General features: G+C 70.5%; 20 protein-coding genes and 2 pseudogenes. 6 read left to right on the top strand and 16 right to left on the bottom strand.

Going from position 1 to position 19,024, the window contains the following annotated elements:
- Window positions 1–34: 34 nt before the first annotated feature.
- Window positions 35–841 (top strand): SAM-dependent chlorinase/fluorinase, encoded by an 807-nt coding sequence (locus AB0M82_RS12445; RefSeq protein WP_364720548.1) that lies wholly within the window; start codon window positions 35–37, stop codon window positions 839–841.
- Here the strand turns inward: AB0M82_RS12445 and AB0M82_RS12440 are convergent.
- From AB0M82_RS12440 to AB0M82_RS12405, 8 genes are all read right to left on the bottom strand, one after another.
- A complete protein-coding gene (locus tag AB0M82_RS12440) occupies window positions 724–1,605 on the bottom strand; it encodes an MOSC N-terminal beta barrel domain-containing protein (protein ID WP_364720546.1) in 882 nt (293 codons plus the stop codon). The two genes, AB0M82_RS12445 and AB0M82_RS12440, sit on opposite strands and share 118 nt — an antisense overlap.
- A 41-nt stretch (window positions 1,606–1,646) precedes the next feature.
- Window positions 1,647–2,387, bottom strand: a complete 741-nt coding sequence (locus tag AB0M82_RS12435) for an amino acid ABC transporter ATP-binding protein (RefSeq protein WP_364720543.1) — start codon at window positions 2,385–2,387, stop codon at window positions 1,647–1,649.
- A complete protein-coding gene (locus AB0M82_RS12430; RefSeq protein WP_364720541.1) occupies window positions 2,384–3,148 on the bottom strand; it encodes an amino acid ABC transporter permease in 765 nt (254 codons plus the stop codon). Before AB0M82_RS12430 ends, AB0M82_RS12435 begins: the two co-directional genes overlap by 4 nt.
- Window positions 3,149–3,154: 6 nt before the next feature.
- Window positions 3,155–3,940 (bottom strand): ABC transporter substrate-binding protein, encoded by a 786-nt coding sequence (locus AB0M82_RS12425; protein WP_364720539.1) that lies wholly within the window; start codon window positions 3,938–3,940, stop codon window positions 3,155–3,157.
- Window positions 3,933–4,754 carry an ABC transporter substrate-binding protein gene (locus AB0M82_RS12420; protein ID WP_364720537.1) on the bottom strand — a complete coding sequence of 274 codons (822 nt, stop codon included), beginning with the start codon at window positions 4,752–4,754 and terminating at the stop codon, window positions 3,933–3,935. Before AB0M82_RS12420 ends, AB0M82_RS12425 begins: the two co-directional genes overlap by 8 nt.
- A gap of 121 nt (window positions 4,755–4,875) precedes the next feature.
- A complete protein-coding gene (gene purB, locus AB0M82_RS12415) occupies window positions 4,876–6,303 on the bottom strand; it encodes an adenylosuccinate lyase (protein WP_364720534.1) in 1,428 nt (475 codons plus the stop codon).
- Window positions 6,304–6,467: 164 nt separating this feature from the next.
- Entirely contained in the window at window positions 6,468–7,613 is a 1,146-nt protein-coding gene (gene dgoD, locus AB0M82_RS12410) for a galactonate dehydratase (protein WP_364720532.1), read from the bottom strand.
- Between the two features lie 13 nt (window positions 7,614–7,626).
- Window positions 7,627–8,310: an SDR family NAD(P)-dependent oxidoreductase gene (locus tag AB0M82_RS12405; protein ID WP_364720530.1), complete on the bottom strand. Its 684-nt coding sequence runs from the start codon at window positions 8,308–8,310 to the stop codon at window positions 7,627–7,629.
- A 301-nt stretch (window positions 8,311–8,611) separates the two neighbouring features.
- Between AB0M82_RS12405 and AB0M82_RS12400 the strand changes: the two genes are divergently transcribed.
- The gene (locus AB0M82_RS12400) at window positions 8,612–9,619 is read left to right on the top strand and encodes a beta-propeller fold lactonase family protein (RefSeq protein WP_364720527.1); all 1,008 of its coding nucleotides are present in this window, start codon (window positions 8,612–8,614) and stop codon (window positions 9,617–9,619) included.
- Window positions 9,620–9,660: 41 nt separating this feature from the next.
- Window positions 9,661–10,365: an FCD domain-containing protein gene (locus AB0M82_RS12395; RefSeq protein ID WP_364720524.1), complete on the top strand. Its 705-nt coding sequence runs from the start codon at window positions 9,661–9,663 to the stop codon at window positions 10,363–10,365.
- A gap of 11 nt (window positions 10,366–10,376) precedes the next feature.
- Here the strand turns inward: AB0M82_RS12395 and AB0M82_RS12390 are convergent, their stop codons facing one another.
- From AB0M82_RS12390 to AB0M82_RS12380, 3 genes are read right to left on the bottom strand one after another with little or no spacing between them, the layout of a single operon-like run.
- Window positions 10,377–10,970, bottom strand: coding sequence for a TetR family transcriptional regulator (locus tag AB0M82_RS12390; protein ID WP_364720521.1), 594 nt, complete (start codon window positions 10,968–10,970; stop codon window positions 10,377–10,379).
- Between the two features lie 34 nt (window positions 10,971–11,004).
- A complete protein-coding gene (locus AB0M82_RS12385; RefSeq protein ID WP_364720519.1) occupies window positions 11,005–11,724 on the bottom strand; it encodes a hypothetical protein in 720 nt (239 codons plus the stop codon).
- Window positions 11,717–12,226: a SigE family RNA polymerase sigma factor gene (locus tag AB0M82_RS12380; protein WP_364720516.1), complete on the bottom strand. Its 510-nt coding sequence runs from the start codon at window positions 12,224–12,226 to the stop codon at window positions 11,717–11,719. Before AB0M82_RS12380 ends, AB0M82_RS12385 begins: the two co-directional genes overlap by 8 nt.
- A gap of 136 nt (window positions 12,227–12,362) precedes the next feature.
- Here AB0M82_RS12380 and AB0M82_RS12375 point away from each other — a divergent pair, with 136 nt between their 5' ends.
- From AB0M82_RS12375 to AB0M82_RS12365, 3 genes are all read left to right on the top strand, one after another.
- Window positions 12,363–13,385, top strand: coding sequence for a GntG family PLP-dependent aldolase (locus AB0M82_RS12375; protein ID WP_364720513.1), 1,023 nt, complete (start codon window positions 12,363–12,365; stop codon window positions 13,383–13,385).
- 13 nt (window positions 13,386–13,398) lie between these two features.
- Window positions 13,399–13,977, top strand: a complete 579-nt coding sequence (locus tag AB0M82_RS12370) for an HAD family phosphatase (RefSeq protein WP_364720511.1) — start codon at window positions 13,399–13,401, stop codon at window positions 13,975–13,977.
- A 91-nt stretch (window positions 13,978–14,068) separates the two neighbouring features.
- Window positions 14,069–14,887, top strand: coding sequence for an SAM-dependent methyltransferase (locus AB0M82_RS12365; protein WP_364720509.1), 819 nt, complete (start codon window positions 14,069–14,071; stop codon window positions 14,885–14,887).
- A gap of 8 nt (window positions 14,888–14,895) precedes the next feature.
- Here the strand turns inward: AB0M82_RS12365 and AB0M82_RS12360 are convergent, their stop codons facing one another.
- The 5 genes and pseudogenes from AB0M82_RS12360 to AB0M82_RS12340 form a co-directional block, all read right to left on the bottom strand.
- Complete coding sequence (locus AB0M82_RS12360) at window positions 14,896–15,084, bottom strand: hypothetical protein (RefSeq protein ID WP_247059237.1); 189 nt, start codon at window positions 15,082–15,084, stop codon at window positions 14,896–14,898.
- 106 nt (window positions 15,085–15,190) lie between these two features.
- Window positions 15,191–16,369 (bottom strand): pyridoxal phosphate-dependent aminotransferase, encoded by a 1,179-nt coding sequence (locus AB0M82_RS12355; RefSeq protein WP_364720505.1) that lies wholly within the window; start codon window positions 16,367–16,369, stop codon window positions 15,191–15,193.
- Between the two features lie 37 nt (window positions 16,370–16,406).
- Window positions 16,407–16,619, bottom strand: a pseudogene (locus AB0M82_RS12350) (transglycosylase SLT domain-containing protein); the annotation flags it as partial.
- Window positions 16,620–17,717: 1,098 nt separating this feature from the next.
- Window positions 17,718–18,638, bottom strand: a pseudogene (locus AB0M82_RS12345) (WXG100 family type VII secretion target); the annotation flags it as partial.
- A gap of 19 nt (window positions 18,639–18,657) precedes the next feature.
- Window positions 18,658–18,969, bottom strand: coding sequence for a hypothetical protein (locus AB0M82_RS12340; RefSeq protein WP_364720502.1), 312 nt, complete (start codon window positions 18,967–18,969; stop codon window positions 18,658–18,660).
- Window positions 18,970–19,024: the final 55 nt, after the last annotated feature.

The following is a 19,024-nucleotide window of genomic DNA, read 5'->3' as shown; positions in this document are numbered from 1 at the left end:
CGGGCACACTCCGCCACCATTGGATGATGCTGGCATGGCGTACGACTGGATCTCGGTGACCACCGACTACGGCCTGCGCGACGGCTTCGTGGCGGCCTGCCACGGCGTGATCGCGCGGCTGGCGCCCGCGGTGCGGGTGCTCGACGTGACCCACGAAGTCCCACCCCAGGACATCCGGCACGGGGCGATGGCGCTGGCCCAGACCGTCCCGTTCCTGCCCGAGGCGGTGCACGTCGCCGTCGTCGACCCCGGCGTCGGCACGACCCGGCTCGGCGTGGTCGTCGTCGCCGAGGGCGGGCTGCTGGTCGGGCCGGACAACGGTCTCCTGCTGCCGGCCGCGCAGGCGCTGGGCGGGGTGCGGGCGGCCTACGAACTGGCCGAGCCGTCGCTGCGGCTGCCGGTCACGTCGGCGACGTTCCACGGGCGGGACGTCTTCGCACCCGCGGCCGCGCACCTCGCGCTCGGGGTGCCGCCCGCCGAATTCGGCGCCCCGGTCGACGACCTGGTCGCGATGCCGGAGCCGTTCGTCGCGGCGTTCCCCGGCAAGCTCGTGTCGGAAGTGCTGACGGTCGACCACTTCGGCAACCTCCAGCTCGCCGCGACGCCGGCCGACCTCGAGCTGTCCGGCCTGGCCGGCGCGGTTTCGGTGCACAGCGAGCGGGTCGCGGTGACCACGGTGATCGGGCGGACCTTCGCGGACGTGCCCGCCGGCGCGAGCGTGCTCTACACCGATTCGGCGGGACGGCTCGCCGTCGCCGTCAACGGCGGCTCCGCGGCGGCCGTGCTCGGACTCGGGCCGGCCCAGGAGTGCACGATCACCTCGTCGCCGACCGCGAGCTGACCCGGCCGCAGCACCGCGGCCTTCATGCCGAAGACGACGCCGCCGCCCTGGTCACGCCGGTAGGTGGCGAGGGTGCGGATCGGTTCGGGTCCGGCCTTCGCGCCGGTCTCCTGGTCGACCATCGGGACCTGGCAGCGGACGCAGCGCTCGGCGTAGCCGAACTTCGCGGTGCCCGCTGCCAGCTCGCGGGCTTCGTCCTCCCGGTGGGGTTCGGCCCAGCCGGAGATGACGACGTTGGGGCGGAAGCGGTCCATCGGCACGGGCTCGCCGCCGCCGGACGCGATCCGCTCGTTCAAAGCGTCCAAAGAGGACTCGGACGCGAAGAGCATGGCGTGTCCGTCGGCGAACGCGGCCGTGCCAGGGGTCTCGCCGCCGGTGACGCGCTCGTGGTCGGGCGGGACGCCGATGAGCTCCGCCGACCGGCCGAGCAGGTCCGAGAACCACTCGGCGGCCTCGGCGCCCTGGTGGACGCCTTCGCCGTGCCAGGCGGCGATCGACACCTGGCGGCGAGGGCCGTCGCGCCGGATGTCGAGGACGAGGTCTTCCCGGCCGGGGGCCGACAGCGCGAGCCGGTCGCCGAGCACCGTCGGCCGGACCGTCGCCAGCACCGGGTGCGGCCGCTGGGTGAGGATGTCGCCCGCCGGCGTGATGACCTGGAAGGCCCGGTCGTGCGCCAACCCGGCGAGGCTCACCTCGGCGGACGGCACGTCGGTGCCGGCACAGGACTTGACCGGGTAGTACGTCAGCCGAGTGATTCTCGCCATCTCCGCAGGCTACCTGGGACACGGCCGCCCAAGCTCCTCCTTTAGAGCACCTGGGAGAGGAACCGCTGCAGGCGCGGGCTCTGCGGCTCGTCGAAGATCTCCGCCGGTGAGCCCTGCTCCACGATCCGCCCCGCGTCCATGAACGCCACCTCGTCGGCCACGCTGCGCGCGAAGCCCATCTCGTGCGTGACCACGATCAGCGTCAACCCGCGTTCGGCGAGCCCGGCCATCAGGGTCAGCACGCCCTTGACCAGCTCCGGGTCGAGCGCGCTGGTGGCCTCGTCGAACAGCATGACCTCGGGGTCCATGGCCAGCGCTCGCGCGATGGCGACGCGCTGCTGCTGACCGCCGGACAACGCGCTCGGCCGGTACGGCGCCTTGTCGGCCAGGCCGACGTCCGCCAGCCGGGCGCGCGCGATCGCCGACGCTTCCTCCCTGCTCAGCTTCTTCACGCTGCGCAGCGGCAGCACGATGTTGTCCAGCACGCTCCGGTGGCCGAAGAGGTTGAAGTGCTGGAACACCATGCCGACGCGCTGGCGCAGCGCGTCCGGATCCGACCGGATCACGGATTCGCCGTCGAGCAGCAGGTCGCCGGAGTCGGGCTCCTGCAGGCGGTTCACGCACCGCAGGAGCGTCGACTTGCCGGAGCCGGACGGCCCGATCACACAGGTCGTCTTGCCGCTCGCGACCTTGAGGTCGACCCCGCGCAGGACTTCCAGCGTGCCGAAGCGCACGTGGATGTCCCGCAGTTCCACACTGGACGAACGCACCGCCGTCGTCACGAGACGACCTTCCCGCTGGCGACCAGGTCCAGCTCATCACCCTCGCCCGGCTCGTCGGCGCGCACCTCGCGGCCGGTCCGGAGCTTCTTGTCGATGTAGTTCACCAGGTGCGTCAGCGGCACCGTGATCACCAGGTAGACGAACCCGGCGGCGACCAGCGGCGACAGGTTGCCGGTGTTGGCCGCGAGGTCCTGCCCGATCCGGAACAGCTCGCGCTGCTCGGACAGCAGGCCGAGGAAGTACACCAGGCTGGAGTCCTTGATCAGCGAGATGAACTGGTTCACCAGCGCCGGCAGCACCCGCCGGACGCCCTGCGGGATGACGACCAGCAGCATCGCCTTGCCGTAGCTCATCCCCAGCGCGCGGCTGGCTTCCAACTGTCCTTTTTCGACACTCTGGATGCCGGAGCGGAAGATCTCGCCGATGTAGGCGGCCGCGATCAGGCTCAGCGCCAGAATGCCCAGCGGGTACGGGTTGGTGCCGACGACGTCCCGCGCGAGCGTGCCGAGACCCTGGCCGATCACGAGGATCGTCAGGATCGCCGGCAGGCCGCGGAAGACGTCGGTGTACACCCGGGCCGGCCAGCGCAGCCACGCCTTGGTGGACAGGCCCATGACGGCCACGACCATGCCGAGCACGGTGCCGATCAACGCGGACGTCACCGCGAGGATCAGCGTGTTGAGGAGGCCGGTCTTCAGCAGGTCAGGAAAGACCTGCCAGATGTACTCCCAGTTGAGGAAGGTGTCGAAAAACTGTTCCATTGCGGACTACTGCCCCGGCTTGAACTCGGCGGGCACGGGCGCGGTGGGCTCGAACCGGTCGTGCACCTTGACCCAGGTGCCGTCGGCGATGACCTTCTTCAAGCCGTCGTCGACCTTGCCGATCAGCTCCGTGTTGCCCTTCCTGAACGCGAAGCCGTGCGGGATGGTCGTGGTGATCGCCTTGGTCACCTTGAGCTTCGCGTCCGGGTTGTTCTTCGCGTAGTCCTCGGCGGTGGCCTGGTCGAACACCGCGCCGTCGACCGCGCCGGTCTTGAGCGCGCTGAGCGCGGCGGCGTCGTTCGGGAACCGGACGGCCTGGGCCGTCGGCGCGTTCGAGCCGAGCCAGGTGTCGGAGACCGTGCCCTGCACGACGCCGATCCGCTTGCCGGCCAAGGACTTCTCGTCGGTGATGCCGGCCGTTTCCTTCGCCTCGATGCCGAGCGCCTGGTAGTTGTACGGCGCCGAGAAGTCGACGGTCTTCTTGCGGGCGTCGGTCTGGGAGATCGCCGAGCTGCCGATGTCGAAGGTGCCGTTCGCGACCTGGCCGAGCAGCGCGGAGAAGTCCGTCGACACGAACTCGAGCTTCAGGCCCTCCTTGGCGGCGATGGCCTTCAGCAGCTCGTTGTCGAACCCGGTGAAGGTGCCGTTCTCCTGGTAGGCGTTCGGCTTCGAGTCGCTCAGCGTGCCGACGCGGAGGGTCTTCTCGCCGGGGTCCCCGCCGCCGCACGCGGTGAGGGTCGCGACGAGCAGAGTGATGAGACCGGTGACTGTCAGCTTTTTCACGTCAGGCATCCAGGTTCTTCACGGGCAGGCCCGGCCCGCCCTGCCGGAGTTCCTTCGACAGCGGGGTGTTCTTGTAGAACTGCCCGTAGATCCGCTCGACAGTGCCGTCGGCGATCGCCTTGGCCAGCCCGTCGTTGAGCTTCTTCAGCAGCTCCGGGTTGGTCTTGGCGACCGCGAAAGCCGACGGTGTGTCCTTGTCCTCGGCAGTGTAACCGAGCTCCAGCGGCACCGCCGCGTTCTGATCCAGGTACTTCTGGCCGATGTCCTGCGGCACCACCCAGCCGTCCAGCGTGCCGTTCTTCAGCTGCGCGAAGCCCGCGTTGTAGTCGGGGAAGCGGACGACCTGGGCGCCGGAGACCTTGCCGGCGAACTCGTCCTGCACCGAGCCCTGGACCACACCGAGCCGCTTGCCCGACAGCGCCGCGACGTCCTTGAGGTTCGCGCCCTTCGCCGTCACGACCGTCGTGAAGCCGGTGTTGTAGCCGTTGGAGAAGGCGACCGTCTTCTTGCGCGCCTCGGTGCTCGAGATCGTCGAGCTGCCGATGTCGAACTTGCCGTTCGCCACGCCCGCCAAGAGACCCGCGAACTCGGTGCCGACGAACTCGACCTCGAAGCCTTCACGCTTGGCGATGTCGCGCAGCAACTCGTTGTCGTAGCCGGTGAACCGCCCGTTTTCGAGGTAGATCGACGGCGGCGCGTCACTCAGCGTGCCGACGCGCAGGGGCTGGCCCGCGGCGGAGCCGGAGCCCCCGCACGCGGCCAGGGTCAGCGTCAGGGCACCAGCGGCGACGACGGCGACGATTTTCGACAGCGTGGATTTCATCGCTTCTTCCATGGTTGAGCGCGCGGATGGCACGCGCGAAGAGCACGGGGTTCAGCGACCGAGATTAGGGATTTCGCCCGTACGAGCGGATTCGTTCCAGTCCGTGGACGGGTGCGTCAGCTCACAGGATCGGCTGCGGCGCGTAGCCCGCCGCCTCGGGGAACCGCTCGAGCACGCGCGCGACGCGGTCGGCCACCTGCTCGACCTGCCGCCCGGCCGTGCCGGTGAACGAAATCCGGTCCGCGAGGAGTTTGTCCAGCTCACCGCGGTCGAGCGGGATGCGCTTGTCGGCGGCGAAGCGGTCGAGGAGGTCGTTCTCGGCCCGCCCTTCCCGCATTTCGAGCGCGACGGCGACGGAGTGCTCCTTGATCGCCTCGTGGGCCGTCTCACGTCCGACGCCGGCGCGGACCGAGGCCATGAGCACCTTCGTCGTGGTGAGGAAGGGCAGGTAGCGATCCAGCTCACGCTCGATCACCGCCGGGAAGGCGCCGAACTCGGCGAGCACCGTGAGGAACGTCTCCAGCAGGCCGTCGAGCGCGAAGAACGCGTCCGGCAGCGCGACGCGGCGGACGACCGAGTCGGAGACGTCGCCCTCGTTCCACTGGTCACCGGCCAGCTCGCCGATCATGGACAGGTAGCCGCGCAGCACCACGGCGAGGCCGTTCACGCGCTCACACGAGCGCGTGTTCATCTTGTGCGGCATGGCGGACGAGCCGACCTGGCCGGGCTTGAAGCCCTCGGTGACCAGCTCGTGGCCCGCCATCAGCCGGATCGTCTTGGCCAGGCTGGACGGCGCCGCGGCGAGCTGGACCACAGTGGACAGCACGTCGAAGTCGAGCGAACGCGGGTACACCTGACCGACGCTGACGAACCGCTGGTTGAACCCGAGGTGCTGCATGACGCGGTCCTCGAGCTGGTCCAAAGTGGACTCGTCGCCGAGCAGGTCGAGCATGTCCTGCGCGGTGCCGACCGGACCCTTGATGCCGCGCAGGGGATAGCGCTCGACGAGGTTGTCGAGCCGCTCGAAGGCGACGAGCAGCTCGTCGGCCGCCGTGGCGAACCGCTTGCCGAGGGTGGTGGCCTGCGCGGCGACGTTGTGCGAGCGCCCGGCCATGACGGTGTCGGCGTGCTCGACGGCGAGGGCGGCCAGCCGCGCCAGCACGGCGGCGGCCCGGGTCCGCACCAGTTCGAGCGAACGCAGCAGCTGCAGCTGCTCGACGTTCTCGGTGAGATCGCGCGAAGTCATGCCCTTGTGGATGTGTTCCTGCCCGGCCAGGGCGCTGAACTCTTCGATCCGCGCCTTGACGTCGTGCCGGGTGACGCGCTCCCGCGCGGCGATCGACTCGAGGTCGACCTGGCCGAGCACGCGCTCGTAGGCCTCGACGACGCCGTCGGGCACCTCGACGCCGAGGTCCTTCTGCGCCTTGAGGACGGCGAGCCAGAGCTGGCGCTCCAGGACGACCTTGTGCTCCGGCGACCAGAGCGAGACCAGCTCCGCCGAGGCGTAGCGGGCGGCGAGCACGTTCGGAATGCGGGGCTTTTCGGTCACGCCCACACGATACCTGCGCAGGTCAGCGCGGTGGCGGCCCGGGGAGGGGCCGCCACGGCCAATCGGGCCGATCGGGCCAGCTGGCTGCCGCAGCTAACTGCCCGGCCTTGCTCGGATGACTCATTCGGGACCAAGAAACCCCTCGCCCCGGAAGGGAAGCGCTTTCACCATTCCGCGAACCCGCCGTCGTCGTGGCGCCACACCGGTGACCGCCACGCGTGCCCGATCTCGTCGGCGCGGCGGACGGCGGCCTCGTCGACCTCGATGCCGAGACCGGGGCCGAGCGGGCGGGCCACGTAGCCGTCGCGGAAGGCGAAGATCGACGGGCCGGTGAGGTACCTGTGCTCCCGGCCCTCGTGGTAGTGCATGCCGGCACTCTGTTCCTGGATCAGGAAGTTCGGTGTCGCGAACGCGACCTGCAGCGACGCGGCCAGGGAAATCGGCCCGAGCGGGCAGTGCGGGGCCAGCGAAGCGCCGTACATCTCGGCCAGCGCGCCGATCCGCCGCAGCTCGGAGATGCCGCCGGCGTGCGACGGGTCCGGCTGGACCACCGCGACCCCGGCGTCGAGCACCGGCTTGAACTCCCAGCGCGAGTAGAGCCGCTCGCCGACCGCGACCGGCACGGTGGACGCCTCGACGACCGCGCGCAGCGCGTCGCCCTGCGTCTCCGGCAGCACCGGTTCCTCGACGAACATCGGCTGGACGTCCTCGAGGAGCCGCACCAGCCGGCGCGCCATCGCGGGCGAGACGCGGCCGTGGAAGTCGATCGCGAGGTCGCGGTGCGGGCCGAGCGCCTCCCGCGCCTCCCACGCGCGCGCCACGGCGGCGTCGGCTTCGGCGGGCGACGCGATCGCCGTCAGCGGGCCGGCGACGTTCATCTTCACCGCCGTGAAACCGGCCTCGACCTGCGCGGAAACGGCTTCGCGGATGCCGGACGGCCGGTCGCCGCCGACCCAGCTGTAGACCCGGACGCGGTCGCGGACCGGCCCGCCGAGCAGCTCGTGCACCGGCGCGTCGCGGACCTTGCCGGCGATGTCCCACAGCGCGTGGTCGAACCCGGACAGCGCGCTCGACAGCACCGGGCCGCCGCGGTAGAAGCCACCACGGCGAAGCACCTGCCAGTGGTCCTCGATGCGCAGCGGGTCCTGGCCGAGCAGCAGCTCGGACAGCTCGTGCACGGCCGCGCGGACGGTCCCCGCGCGGCCCTCGACCACGGGCTCCCCCCAGCCGCTGATCCCTTCGTCGGTGCTGACCTTGAGGAACAGCCAGCGCGGCGCGACCAGGAACGTTTCGACCTCGGTGATCTTCACCCGAGTCCTCCCTCTACGCGGAATCCTTGGCGGCGGACCAGCCGCCGTCGACGGTCAGCTCGGCCCCGGTGACGAACGACGCGGCGTCCGAAAGCAGGAAAGCGATCACATTCGCGACTTCCGCCGGCTCGCCGAGCCGGCCGGCGGGTGTCGCCCGCGCGCTGCGTTCACGGTCCTCCACCGAGAGCCGGTCCCAGGCCCGTGTCCGCACCGGCCCCGGCAGCACGGAGTTGACCCGCACGTCGGGGGCGTATTCGACGGCCAGCTGCCGGGCGAGCGCGACCAGCGCGCCCTTGCTCGCGGCATACGCGGGGTGACCGGGCAGGCCGAAGCGCGCGTGCACCGAAGAGACGAGCACGATCGCGCCGCGCCGGGCCCGCAGCGACGGCAGGCAGGCACGGACGGCGAGGTAGGCGCCGGTCAGGTTGACGTCGAGCTGGCGCTGCCACTCGGCGCGCCCGATCTCGTGCAGCGGCCCGGTGCTGGGGACGTAGGCGTTGCTGACCAGCGCGTCCACCTCGCCGATGCCGGCCCAGGTCGCCTCGTCGCTTACGTCACCGCGGATCGGGACGACGCCGCCGGGGAGTTCGGCGATGTCCACGCCCAGCACGCGGTACCCGTCGTCGAGCAGTCTCGAGGCGGTCGCCGCCCCGATCCCGGACGCCGCTCCGGTCACCACCGCCGTACGAGCAGCCATCGCTGTTCCCTCCCCGGTCTTCGCTCCAGGATGGTCGGGGCCTTCGTCAATATTAAATACTAATTATAATTTTTTGAAGACGGCTGTGGAAGCGGCGCGGGCCTACCCGGACGCGACGGTGACACGAGAAACCGTGCGCCCGCGCGGATCGCGCCGTTGGTCCCCACTGGCGGCATCGGACCGGAAGACGTGCCACGCTGGCTCTCGGCGGGCGCGGTGGCCTGCGGGATCGGCTCGGCGCTGACCCGCGGCACCACCGCGGAGATCTCCGCACGGGTCCGGACGCTGTTGAGGAGCGCGCATGGCTGAACTGGTCTTCGTCGGGTGCTACACCGGCGACGCGGGGAACGGCACGGGGATCACGACGTTCTCGCGGTCGTCTTCGGGTGAGCTGGCGGAGATCGCGACGCTGCCTATGGAGTCGCCGTCGTGGCTCGTGCGCCACCCGTCGTCGCCGGTGCTGTACGCGGCGAACGAGACCGCTTCCGGTGAGGTGACGGCGTTGTCCTTCTCCGCGTCGGGCGCACTGTCGGTGCTGGGCTCGGCCGCGACGGGCGGCGCGCACCCGTGCCACCTGGCGGTGACGCCGGACGGCCGGTTCCTGCTGTGCGCGAACTACACCGGCGGCAGCCTGGCCGTGTTTTCCTTGTCTTCCTCCGGTGCCATCGAGGAGCGGACAGCTCTGGTCCGGCACAGCGGCAGCGGCCCGGTTTCCGACCGGCAGGAAGCGGCGCACGTCCACATGGCGGTGCCGTCGCCCGAGGGCACCGTGGTGAGCGCCGTGGACCTCGGGACAGACGAGATCCGCAGCTACACGCTGTCTTCGTCGGGAACGCTGGAGCCGCTGGCGGTGTCTTCGCTGCCGCCGGGCACCGGCCCGCGCCAGCTGGTCCGGCGGCCGGGCACGGACCTCGCGTACGTCGTCGGCGAGCTGGCCGGGACGCTGGTGACGGTCCGGGAAACGTCCCCGGGGGCGTTCGAGGTGGTGACCTCGACGCCGTCGACGCTTTCCGCGCCTCAGGTGCCGAACCTGGTGGCCCACCTGGAACTGGCGGGCGAGCGGCTCTATCTGTCCAACCGCGGCCCGGACTGCGTCACGGAGTTCGCCCTGGACGACGCGGCCGCGGTGGCGGACCAGCCGTGCGGCGCGGGCCCGCGGCACTTCGCACTGGTGGATGGGAACTGCTATGTGGCGGCCCAGCTCGACGACGCGATCACGGCGTTCCCGCTGACCGCGTCGGGCGAAGCCGAGCCGAGGTACTACCCGACGGGCTCGCCGACGTTCGTGCTGCCGGTCTCGCTGCCGTGAAAGTAGGATTCCGTCACACCGCCGGCTGAGAGGGCCCTCCATTGACCGAACACCGGCCACGCGGGTTGCACGGCCAGACCGTGGAGACGCTGGCCAGCCGGATCCTCTCCGACGAGTGGGGCGAGGGCGCCGTCCTCGACCTGACCGCGCTGCGCGAAGAGCTCGACATCAGCCTGACCGCGCTGCGCGAGGCGCTGAAAGTGCTGGCCGCCAAGGGAATGATCGACGCCCGGCAGAAACGCGGCACGTTCGTCCAGCCGCGCGAGGCGTGGAACATGCTCGACGCCGACGTCATGCGCTGGCAGACCGCGGCCGCCGACGACCCGGGCTTGCTCGACGAGCTCACCGAGGTCCGCGCGGTCGTGGAGCCCGCCGCCGCCCGGATCGCCGCCGGGCGGGCGTCGGAGCAGGACGTCGAGTCGCTGCGGGAAGCGCTGGCCGACATGGCCGCGGCCGCCGGTGATCCCGAAGCGAGCGTCCAGGCCGACCTCGCGTTCCACCGGCGGCTGATGGCCGCCACCCACAACAACTTCCTGGTGCGGATGGAACGGATCATCGCGATCGGGCTGGCCGAGCGCGACAAGCTCGTGCACGGGGCGCCGACGGCGGAGGACCCGGTGCCCAGCCACCGGAAGGTGTTCGACGCCGTCGTCGCCGGCGATCCGGCGGCGGCGGAACAGGCGATGGCCGCCCTGGTCACGAAGTCCCACGACGACCTGGAAAGGGCTCAGCGCGCGCGGTCGTGAGTGGTCATCCCTCAAGCGTCGAGGGCGGTCTGGAGCATGCGGGCCGCCGCCGCGCGCGGGGCCGGGTCGACCGCGATCAGCGCGTTGACGACGGCGCCGTCGACCAGCGCGACCAGCCGCTCCAGCTCGATGTCGGTGACCGGAGTGCCCGAACGGGCGAAGATCTCCGTGAGCAGCTCGTTGAGCTGGGCCGACAACGTCCGCATCAACGGCCGCAGGTACGGACGGCGGCCGGTGGCGACCAGCCGCTCGTACCGCAGGAGCACCGCTTCGGCGTCGGCCTCCTGGTCACCGCTCTCCGGGCCCAGCAGCATCTCCAGCACCAGCTCGACGGTCGCGTGCACCCCGCGGTTGCGGGTCGCCAGCTCCTCCAGCCGACGACGGCCGGCCGTCAGCTCGGCGTTCGAGTGGTGCTCGACAGCCGCCGTGACCAGGTCTTCCAGTGAGTCGAAGTAGTACGTCGTCGACGCGAGCGGCAGCCCGGCCCGTTCGGCGACCGCCCGGTGACGCACGGCGTCGAACCCGCCCTCGACGAGCAGTTTCGCGGCGGCCTCGACGAGCGCGGCGCGCCGTCGCTCCCCTTTCGGGGTGGTCGCGGCGGTCATGGCCGGTCATTCTGCCAACCGGGGGAACCCGGGCTCAGAAGCGGGGCGCGAGATCGTGCGCGAACTGGTCCACCTGGCCCGCGTACGGCGCGCCAGCCCCGGCGGAAGGCACGCTGACCAGCACCAGCACCCCGCCGGACGCCGTGCCGACCTGGGCCGTGACCGCGCCGGCCGGCTGGGACTTGAAGGTCACCGGGATGCCCTTCGGGTACACCGCCGCCGACACCTCGCCGCCCGGAACGGCGAACCCGGCGGACCGCGACGTCGTCGAACAGGCGCCGCCCGGGGAAGCCTGGGAAACGGCGACGGGGCCGGGGAGCTCGCGAGCGAGGGCCCTGGCGAGCTCCCCGTCCACCTGTTCGCACCCGGAGGCGCCTTCGGCCAGCTGGTGGCCGGTCTTCCCACCCCCGTCACCCCCCTGCTGGGGTGGCTGGGACGAGAAGTTCGGTGACTCCCCACCGACTTCAGGACGCATCGAGCCGTCGCCCGGTTGCCCGGAGCCCGGCCCCGAATGCACCGGGACGCCGCTGTCGCTCGCCGCGGTCAGCGACTTGGGGATGTCCCCCGACAGCGCTCCGTACGCCCCGAACCCGACGACGACCAGCGCCGCGGCGCTCACCCCGGCGGTGATCCGGTGGCGGCGTCGCCGGGTCTGGCGGTGGGATTCGCGGACGACGTCGTCCTGCCCGAAGGTCGGCGACGGCGGGTCCCCGGGCGCGGCGGCGAACAACGAGCGCAGCTCCTGCTCATCCATTCGTCTCCACCTCCCGTTCCAGGACCTGTTTCAGGTTCGCCAGCCCGCGCGCGGTCTGGCTCTTCACGTTGCCTTCGCTGCAGCCCAGCGCCTTCGCCGCGCTGGTCACGTCGAGCCCTTCGAAGTACCGCATGACCAGCACCGCCCGCTGCTTGGGCGGCACTTCCTTCAGCGCCGCGAGCAGGTCTTCCCTGGTCGCCACGAGCTCGTCGAGGCCCGGCGTGGCGTCGGCCTGCTCCGGCAGCGTCTCGGTCTGCCATTCGCGCCGCCACGGGCGCCGCGATTCGTCGATCGACGCCCGGACGAGCGTCGTGCGGACGTACGCGTCGGTCGCCGCGCGATCCCTGATCTTCTTCCACCTCCGGTGCAACGCCACGAACGCCGTCTGCGCGAGGTCGTCCGCCCGGTGCCAGTCGCCGCAGAGCATGTACGCGGTCCGGCGCACGGCGTCTCGCCTGGCGGCGAAGTACTCCGCGAATTCCTGCTCGTCGCGCTGGTCCACGCGCAGTCGTGCTCCACTCGGTTGTCGTTCGGCCGGTAGGACGGAATCAGGGGCGTCCACGGTTGCACGGACCGGACGGGTTCGACCAGTGAAGGCCTCATTGATCCCCGCGAGGTGCGTGTGATGTGATCACTCCGTGACCTTCGCGCTGCCGACGCTCGACTTCCGCTCCGACACTGTCACCCGTCCGGATGACACGATGCGGGCGGCGATGGCGTCCGCCGAGGTCGGCGACAACGTCCTCGAGCGCGACCCGACGGTCGCGGCGCTGGAGGAGCGGGCCGCGCACGTGCTGGGCATGCCGGCCGCGCTGTGGGTGCCGAGCGGGACCATGGCCAACCTGATCGCGCTCAGCCTGCACCTACAGCGCGGCGACCGGTTCCTCGCCACGCGCGGTGCCCACGTGCTGACCAACGAACTGGGCTCGGCGGCGTGGCTGGCCGGCGGCATGCCGGACATCCTGGAGCACGACGGCGGCCCGGGCCGCCCATCGCCCGACGCCCTCGCGACCGCGATCGGACAACCCGGGCCGTACTTCACATTACGGACAACGCTCCTGTGCCTCGAGAACACCCACAACGCGGCCGGCGGCGCGGTGACGCCGCCCGACGAGCACGCCCAGCTGCTGTCCGTGGCCAAGGAAGCCGGTCTCACCGTGCACCTCGACGGCGCCCGGCTCTGGCAGGCCGCCGTCGCGCTGGAAGTGCCGCCCGCCGCGCTGACCGTCGGCGTCGACAGCGTGTCGGCCTGCTTCAGCAAGGGTCTCGGCGCGCCGGTCGGCTCGGTCGTCGCGGGCAGCGCGGAGTTCGTCGAGCGGGCCCGCCGGATGCGCCAGATGCTCGGCGGCGGCGTCCGGCAGGGCGGCATCCTGGCCGCGGCCTGCCTGATCGCGCTGGACCGCGTCCCCGACCTGGCCGAGTCGCACGAAAACGCCCGGCGGCTCGCCGAAGGCCTGCGCGAGCACGGCTGGCCGACGAACGACCCCGACACCAACATCGTGCTCGCCGAAGTGGCCGACGTCCCGACCGCGCTCACCTGGCTCGACTCGATCGGGATCCAGGCGGTGCCGATGGCCGGCCGCGTCCGGTTCGTCACCCACCGGGACCTGAGCGCGGCCGACGTGGAAGAAGCCCTGCGCCGGCTCAAGACCGGCGCCTGACCTGGGGGACCGCATGAACTGGATCGTGTTCGACTACGGCGACGTGCTCAGCAAACCGAGCGCGGCGCGCCCGGACCTGGCCGCGGCGATGGGGGCACCGCTCCCGGAATTCGAGAAGGCGTACTGGGACTACCGGATCCCGTTCGACGCCGGCAGCACGCCGCTCGAGTACTGGCAGGCGGTCGGCGACGCGGTGGGTGTGCCCGTCGACGAAGCGCTGTCGGACGAGCTGACCCGCATCGACGTCGCCGGCTGGGGCCACCTGGAACCGTCGTCCAAAGCCCTGCTCGAAGCGCTGTCCGAGGCCGGCGCGGCACTGGCGCTGCTCTCGAACGCGCCGTCGGTGTTCGGCGAATGGGTCCGCGCGCAGGACTGGGCGCGGCACTTCCGCGTCACGCTGTTCTCGGGCGACGTCCGGTGCGTCAAGCCGGACGCGAAGATCTTCCGCCTCCTGCTCGACGAACTCGGCGCCGAGCCGGCCGACTGCCTGTTCTTCGACGACCGCGAGTCCAATGTGGAGGGCGCGAGGGCGGCGGGGCTCAAGGCTCAGCTCTGGAACGGCGCCGACGCGGCCCGCGCCTGGCTGGACTGAAACTCACCCACACCGCACGTTCGATTACCTGCCGTGATATCCATGATCTAGGCTGGGCGCCGTCCACGGCCGACGTCCCCGGTAGGTATCCATGGCGAGCGAACAACCCTCGGCCCGCGTCGACTTCGACCAGCCGAGCATCGCCCGCGTCTTCGACGCGTTGATGGGCGGGCAGGACCACTACGAAACCGATCGCGCGGTCGTGCGGCAGATCCTCGAAATCGCCCCCGAGGCCCCGGCGATGACGAAGGAAATGCGGCAGTGGCTCGTCCGCGCCGTCCGCTACCTGACCGAACGGCTCGGCGTCGACCAGTTCCTCGACCTCGGCTCGGGCTTCCCGACGGTGGAGAACACCCACCAGGTGGCGCAAAAGTACAACCCGGAGGCGCACGTCGTCTACGTCGACAACGACCCGGTGGTGCAGGCGCACAGCCGGGCCCTGCTCGTCGACAACGACTTCACGCACATCTCGGGCAACGACCTGCTGCGCCCCGGCGAGACGCTGGCCGACGACACGGTGAAGCAGTTCATCGACTTCGACCGGCCCGTCGGGCTCGTGATGTGCGCGATCATCCACCACATCACCGACTTCCAGCAGGCGCAGCAAGTGGTCAAGTCCTACGTCGGCGCGATGGCGCCGGGCTCCTACCTGGTCCTGCTGCACCAGCACAACCCGGACGACGGCTCCGAAGCGGCCGGCGTCGCGGCGTCACTGCAGGAGCGGTTCGGCAGCACCGGGCTCGACACGCGCTACCGCACGCGCGCCGAGATCGCGTCGTTCTTCGACGGCCTCGAACTGCTCGAACCCGGGCTGACGGCCCCGCACCTGTGGTGGCCGGACGGGCCGCGCCTGGCACCGCTGACGCCCGTCAACTGGACGTCACTGTGCGGCGTCGCGCGGATCCCCTGAAGCAGGCCTCAGTAGCGGTTGATGCGCTTCGGGTCCTTCTTGCCGCTGATCGCGCCGTACGCGGCCGTGCCGAGGAAGATCACGCCGCCGATGATGGCGATCCACAGGACCGCCTTGAACACGAAGCCGATCACGGCGCCCAGCACCATGAACGCCACCCAGGCGACGATCAGGCCGCCGACGATCTTCCAGAACATGGCTCCTCCGATACTTCCCGTGGCCCCACCGGCCCGGTGGCTCGATAGCTACAGTGCCATGCCCGGCGGTGAAACTCCCCTCGTCAGCGCAACGTTCAGGGATGAATCAGGGTTCCCCCTGGCCGAGCCAGGCCCCGAGCCGGCGAACGCCTTCGTCGATGTCCTCGGCGCTGCCGGCGAAGCTGAACCGGACGTACTTGCCGCCGTCGACCGGGTCGAAGTCGACGCCGGGCGTGATGGCGAGCCCGGTGTCGGCGAGCAGCCGCTGGCACCAGCTCAGGCTGTCCTCGGTGTACGCGCTGACGTCGGCGTACGCGTAGAAGGCGCCGTCGGCGGGGGCGAGCTTGCCGAGGCCGATGCGCTTCAGGCCGGCGAAGAGCCGGTCACGGTTGGCGCGGTACCGCTCGACGTGCGCGTCGGCTTCCGCGTACGCCTCCGGCGTGAAGGCTGCGAGCGCCGCGTGCTGCGAAACGGCGGGCGGGCAGATGGTGAAGTTGCCGGTCAGGACGTCGACCGCGCGGTGGAGACGCTGCGGCACGAGCATCCAGCCGAGCCGCCAGCCCGTCATCGCGAAGTACTTCGAGAAGCTGCCGAGGACGAGCGGCTCGCGGCCGTACTGCCACGCGCAGTCCAGCTCGGCCCCGTAGGAGATGCCGTGGTAGATCTCGTCACTGATCAGCTGCACGCCGTGTGACGAGCACCAGCCGGCGATCGCGGCGAGCTCACCGGGCGGCAGCACCGTGCCGGTGGGGTTGCTCGGGCTGGCGACGATCAGCCCGTCGATCGGGCCGAGCTCGTCGAGCAGCCGCACGGTGGGCTGGAAGTTGGTCTCTTCGCTGGTTCCGAACTCGACGACCTCACAGCCCAGCACGGACAGCAGGTTGCGGTAGGCCGGGTAGCCGGGCCGCGCCATCGCGACCTTGGCGCCGGGGTCGAAGGCACTGAGGAAGGCGAGCAGGAAACCCCCGGACGACCCGGTGGTCACGACGACGTCGTGCGCCTGGACGTCGACGTCATACCGCTTCCGGTAGTGCCCGGCCACAGCCTCGCGCAGCTCGGGGATGCCGAGCTGCTCGGTGTAGCCGAGGGTGCCGTTCCGGAGCGCCTCTTGGGCGGCCTCGAGGACCGGCTTCGGGGCGGGCGCGGACGGCTGCCCGGCCGCGAGGGACACGAGATCGCCGTGGCTGCGCTGCCGCGCGCCCGCCGCGGAGAGGACGTCCATGACGTGGAAGGGCGGGACGCCGGCCCGCAGCGCGGGCCCGGCGAAGGCTCCGAGGTCGACCATACGGCCAGGCTAACGCTCGGCTCCGGCTGCTCTGGGATCAGTAGCCGCGGTAGGCACCGCCGTGGGCCATGGCCTTGATGCCGGGCACGTTGTCGAGGCCGCCGTACCGGTCGTAGGAGTACCGCACGCCGGCGATGATGTTGTCGACCGGGTTGTAGATGTTGTCGTGCCCGGGCAGCTTGTGGGCGTTGAACGTCGAGTCGATGCACTGCATGAGCCCCTTGGACGGGTGGCCCGCGGCGGCGTTCGAATTGCCGGTGAGGAAGACGTGGTCACCTTCCTGAGCCGTCCACGTGCCCAACTCGGTGGTCACGCACCACACGTCGCCGCGCCCGGCGTCTTCTTTCCGCAGGAAGGCTCCCGTGATGATCGGGCTGTTCAGGTGCACGGAGAATTCCTGGCGCCAGGTTTCCGGCTGGTTCGTCCGCTTCACCGAGAGGACGCGAGGCCGCGATCCGGACAGGTAACCAGCCAGCGCGATCGCCTCGAGGACGGCGCCCGGCCCCTGGTAAACGACCACCTGCGGTCGCGAGTAGCCGGGCAGCGAGTACCGGCTGCCTTCGGCATCGACGATCGCTTCGAGCCACGCCGCACGCTGGCCGGTCGACATCCCCAGCACCTGCGCGACCGCGTCGGACTTGGGATTTCCCGCTCGGGCAAGCAGATCCTGGGCGTAGTCGTGGTCCAGCCGGAACTGGTGCCGGGGTCCGCACCCGCCGCGGTCGTCGACGTACAGCGCGTGCGGCACGCCCTCGAGAAGCCGGCGCAGTTTCGCCACCATTTCGGGCTTCGACTGCGCGATGGACATCGTCGGGCGGTGCTGCCGGGTCTCGATGTGGCCGTCACCGGCGATCCACCCGAGGATGGCTGCTTCCGGCACGCTGATTTCCAGCGACGACTCGGTCGCGGCGGGCGCCGTCAGGAGAATCCGGTCGCGCGAGCCGACGTTCTCGGTGGTGACGAAGCCCGGCTCGGTCTCGTACCGGTTCTCCTGCTTCGGCGACACGAAACCGTGCTTCTTGCGCCGATGCACCGCGACACCGTTCTCCGGCTGGTGTGCCGCACGTGGCTCCCAGCCGCACTCCGGGCAGACCACCGGCAGGTCGGTGCGCCTGACACTGACCCGCGGCAGGTTGAGCCAGCGGTGGTTCGGCGTCGTGGTCGCCTGCCAGCGGGAGTTGCCCATCCGGACCAGTTCGGCGTCTTCGTGGTGGACGACTCGGGTGATCCGCGTCCACTCGCTGCGCCCGGTGGCCGGATTGAAGCCGATCGTCTCGTCACCGACCTCGACCGCGTTGTGCTTCAGGAGGCCGCGCCTGGTCAATATCTGCGTCTCCAGCGGCACGCAGTCCCAGTTGTTGATCGCATTGGGATTGCCGCCGGATTCGTGCTGGATGATGGCCCAGATCTTCGGGATGTCCGCGTCGGTCACCGGAATACCCGCGGCTTGGAGGGCCTTCATGGCTTCCTGGATCCACTGCTGGACGTTGCCCGGGGGCGGCGAGGACGGCGGGCCGCCGCTCGGGCCGAGGCCGCCACCTCCGCCTCCGCCTCCTCCACCACCGCCACCGCCGCCGCCGTGAGAGGCGCCGTTGCTGTGGATGCCCCCGGTGCTCTTCGGCGCCGACGCGGAACTGCTCGGCAACGGCACCTGGTCGTAGCCGCCCTCGATCTGCTGGGACATCAGCTTCTGTGATGCCTTGATCTGGGTGTCGGCTTCGGTCTGCAGGCTGGTCACGTCGCCGTCGAAGCCGGCGGTGATGGTGTGGATGTCCTTCTTCGCCTGGTCGAGAATCTCCGCCGCGGACGGGCTCGGTGCCGGCTTTCCCTCGTCGTGGGCCGTCTTCGCCGCGTCCAACGCGGCCTTGATGGCGGCCTCCGCCTGGGTGTTGCGGTTGTTTACCGCGGTTTCGGCGGAGTTCTGCTTGTCCGAGACCTTGCGCTTGATCTCCGCTAGGTTGGCCTGCAGGGTGTCGAGGTCCTTCGCGACATCCTCGAGGTGCGTCTGCACCTTGGTGCCGGCATCGCGCACCTGACGGACGTACTTGAAGAATTCGTCCGCCGCCGGACCGGCCCACACCCCGCCGTTCAGCGCGTCCGTCGACGACTTCAGCGATGCATTGTGGTCACCCGCGTTCTTGCCCGCCTCGCGGAACTGCGTCGCCGCGTCGGTGATTTTCTGCAGGTTGACCTTCTCGACCTGGTCGACCTTCTTCATGAAGGCGTCCCAGTTGTCCGGCGTTCCGGCGCCTACCCCGTTCAAGCCCACCGTCGTGCCCCCTGCTCAGTCACTTGTCCACGTGCAGCTTGAGGTCGCTCGCCCCGACCTGGTCCGTCTCGGCGATCAGGCCGGCGGCCTTGCGCATGGCGAACCCCAGCGCCTCCATGTGCTTGCCGGCGGCGTCGAACTGGCTGTGCACGCCGTCCTTGAACTTGCCGACCGCGCCGTGCGCGTCGCCTTTGTCGTCCATGCCACCGAAGGGGCTTTCCTTCTCGTGGTCCATGCCGGTGACCTTCTGCTTGGACTTTTCGAACTCGTCCTTCAGCTTCTCCACCTGGCGGGCCGCGATGGCCATCGAGTCCGGGTCGTAGACAGGCACGGTTCGTCATCCCCTTCGGAAACTTGTCACCGCCCGATCAGACGTCGCCATGACC

Source organism: Amycolatopsis sp. NPDC051128 (assembly GCF_040682715.1).
Taxonomy (GTDB): domain Bacteria; phylum Actinomycetota; class Actinomycetes; order Mycobacteriales; family Pseudonocardiaceae; genus Amycolatopsis.
Note: the sequence above shows the minus strand (reverse complement) of the source record. Positions and strands in the feature narration are given on the sequence as shown.

Coding starts and splice junctions, on each gene's coding strand:
- AB0M82_RS12355 (WP_364720505.1), bottom strand. CDS start 16,369: ATGGTCGACCTCGGAGCCTTCGCCGGGCCCGCGCTGCGGGCCGGCGTC.
- AB0M82_RS12425 (WP_364720539.1), bottom strand. CDS start 3,940: ATGCCTGACGTGAAAAAGCTGACAGTCACCGGTCTCATCACTCTGCTC.
- AB0M82_RS12385 (WP_364720519.1), bottom strand. CDS start 11,724: ATGGATGAGCAGGAGCTGCGCTCGTTGTTCGCCGCCGCGCCCGGGGAC.
- AB0M82_RS12445 (WP_364720548.1), top strand. CDS start 35: ATGGCGTACGACTGGATCTCGGTGACCACCGACTACGGCCTGCGCGAC.
- AB0M82_RS12400 (WP_364720527.1), top strand. CDS start 8,612: ATGGCTGAACTGGTCTTCGTCGGGTGCTACACCGGCGACGCGGGGAAC.
- AB0M82_RS12430 (WP_364720541.1), bottom strand. CDS start 3,148: ATGGAACAGTTTTTCGACACCTTCCTCAACTGGGAGTACATCTGGCAG.
- AB0M82_RS12365 (WP_364720509.1), top strand. CDS start 14,069: ATGGCGAGCGAACAACCCTCGGCCCGCGTCGACTTCGACCAGCCGAGC.
- AB0M82_RS12370 (WP_364720511.1), top strand. CDS start 13,399: ATGAACTGGATCGTGTTCGACTACGGCGACGTGCTCAGCAAACCGAGC.
- AB0M82_RS12360 (WP_247059237.1), bottom strand. CDS start 15,084: ATGTTCTGGAAGATCGTCGGCGGCCTGATCGTCGCCTGGGTGGCGTTC.
- AB0M82_RS12440 (WP_364720546.1), bottom strand. CDS start 1,605: ATGGCGAGAATCACTCGGCTGACGTACTACCCGGTCAAGTCCTGTGCC.
- AB0M82_RS12420 (WP_364720537.1), bottom strand. CDS start 4,754: ATGAAATCCACGCTGTCGAAAATCGTCGCCGTCGTCGCCGCTGGTGCC.
- AB0M82_RS12405 (WP_364720530.1), bottom strand. CDS start 8,310: ATGGCTGCTCGTACGGCGGTGGTGACCGGAGCGGCGTCCGGGATCGGG.
- AB0M82_RS12390 (WP_364720521.1), bottom strand. CDS start 10,970: ATGACCGCCGCGACCACCCCGAAAGGGGAGCGACGGCGCGCCGCGCTC.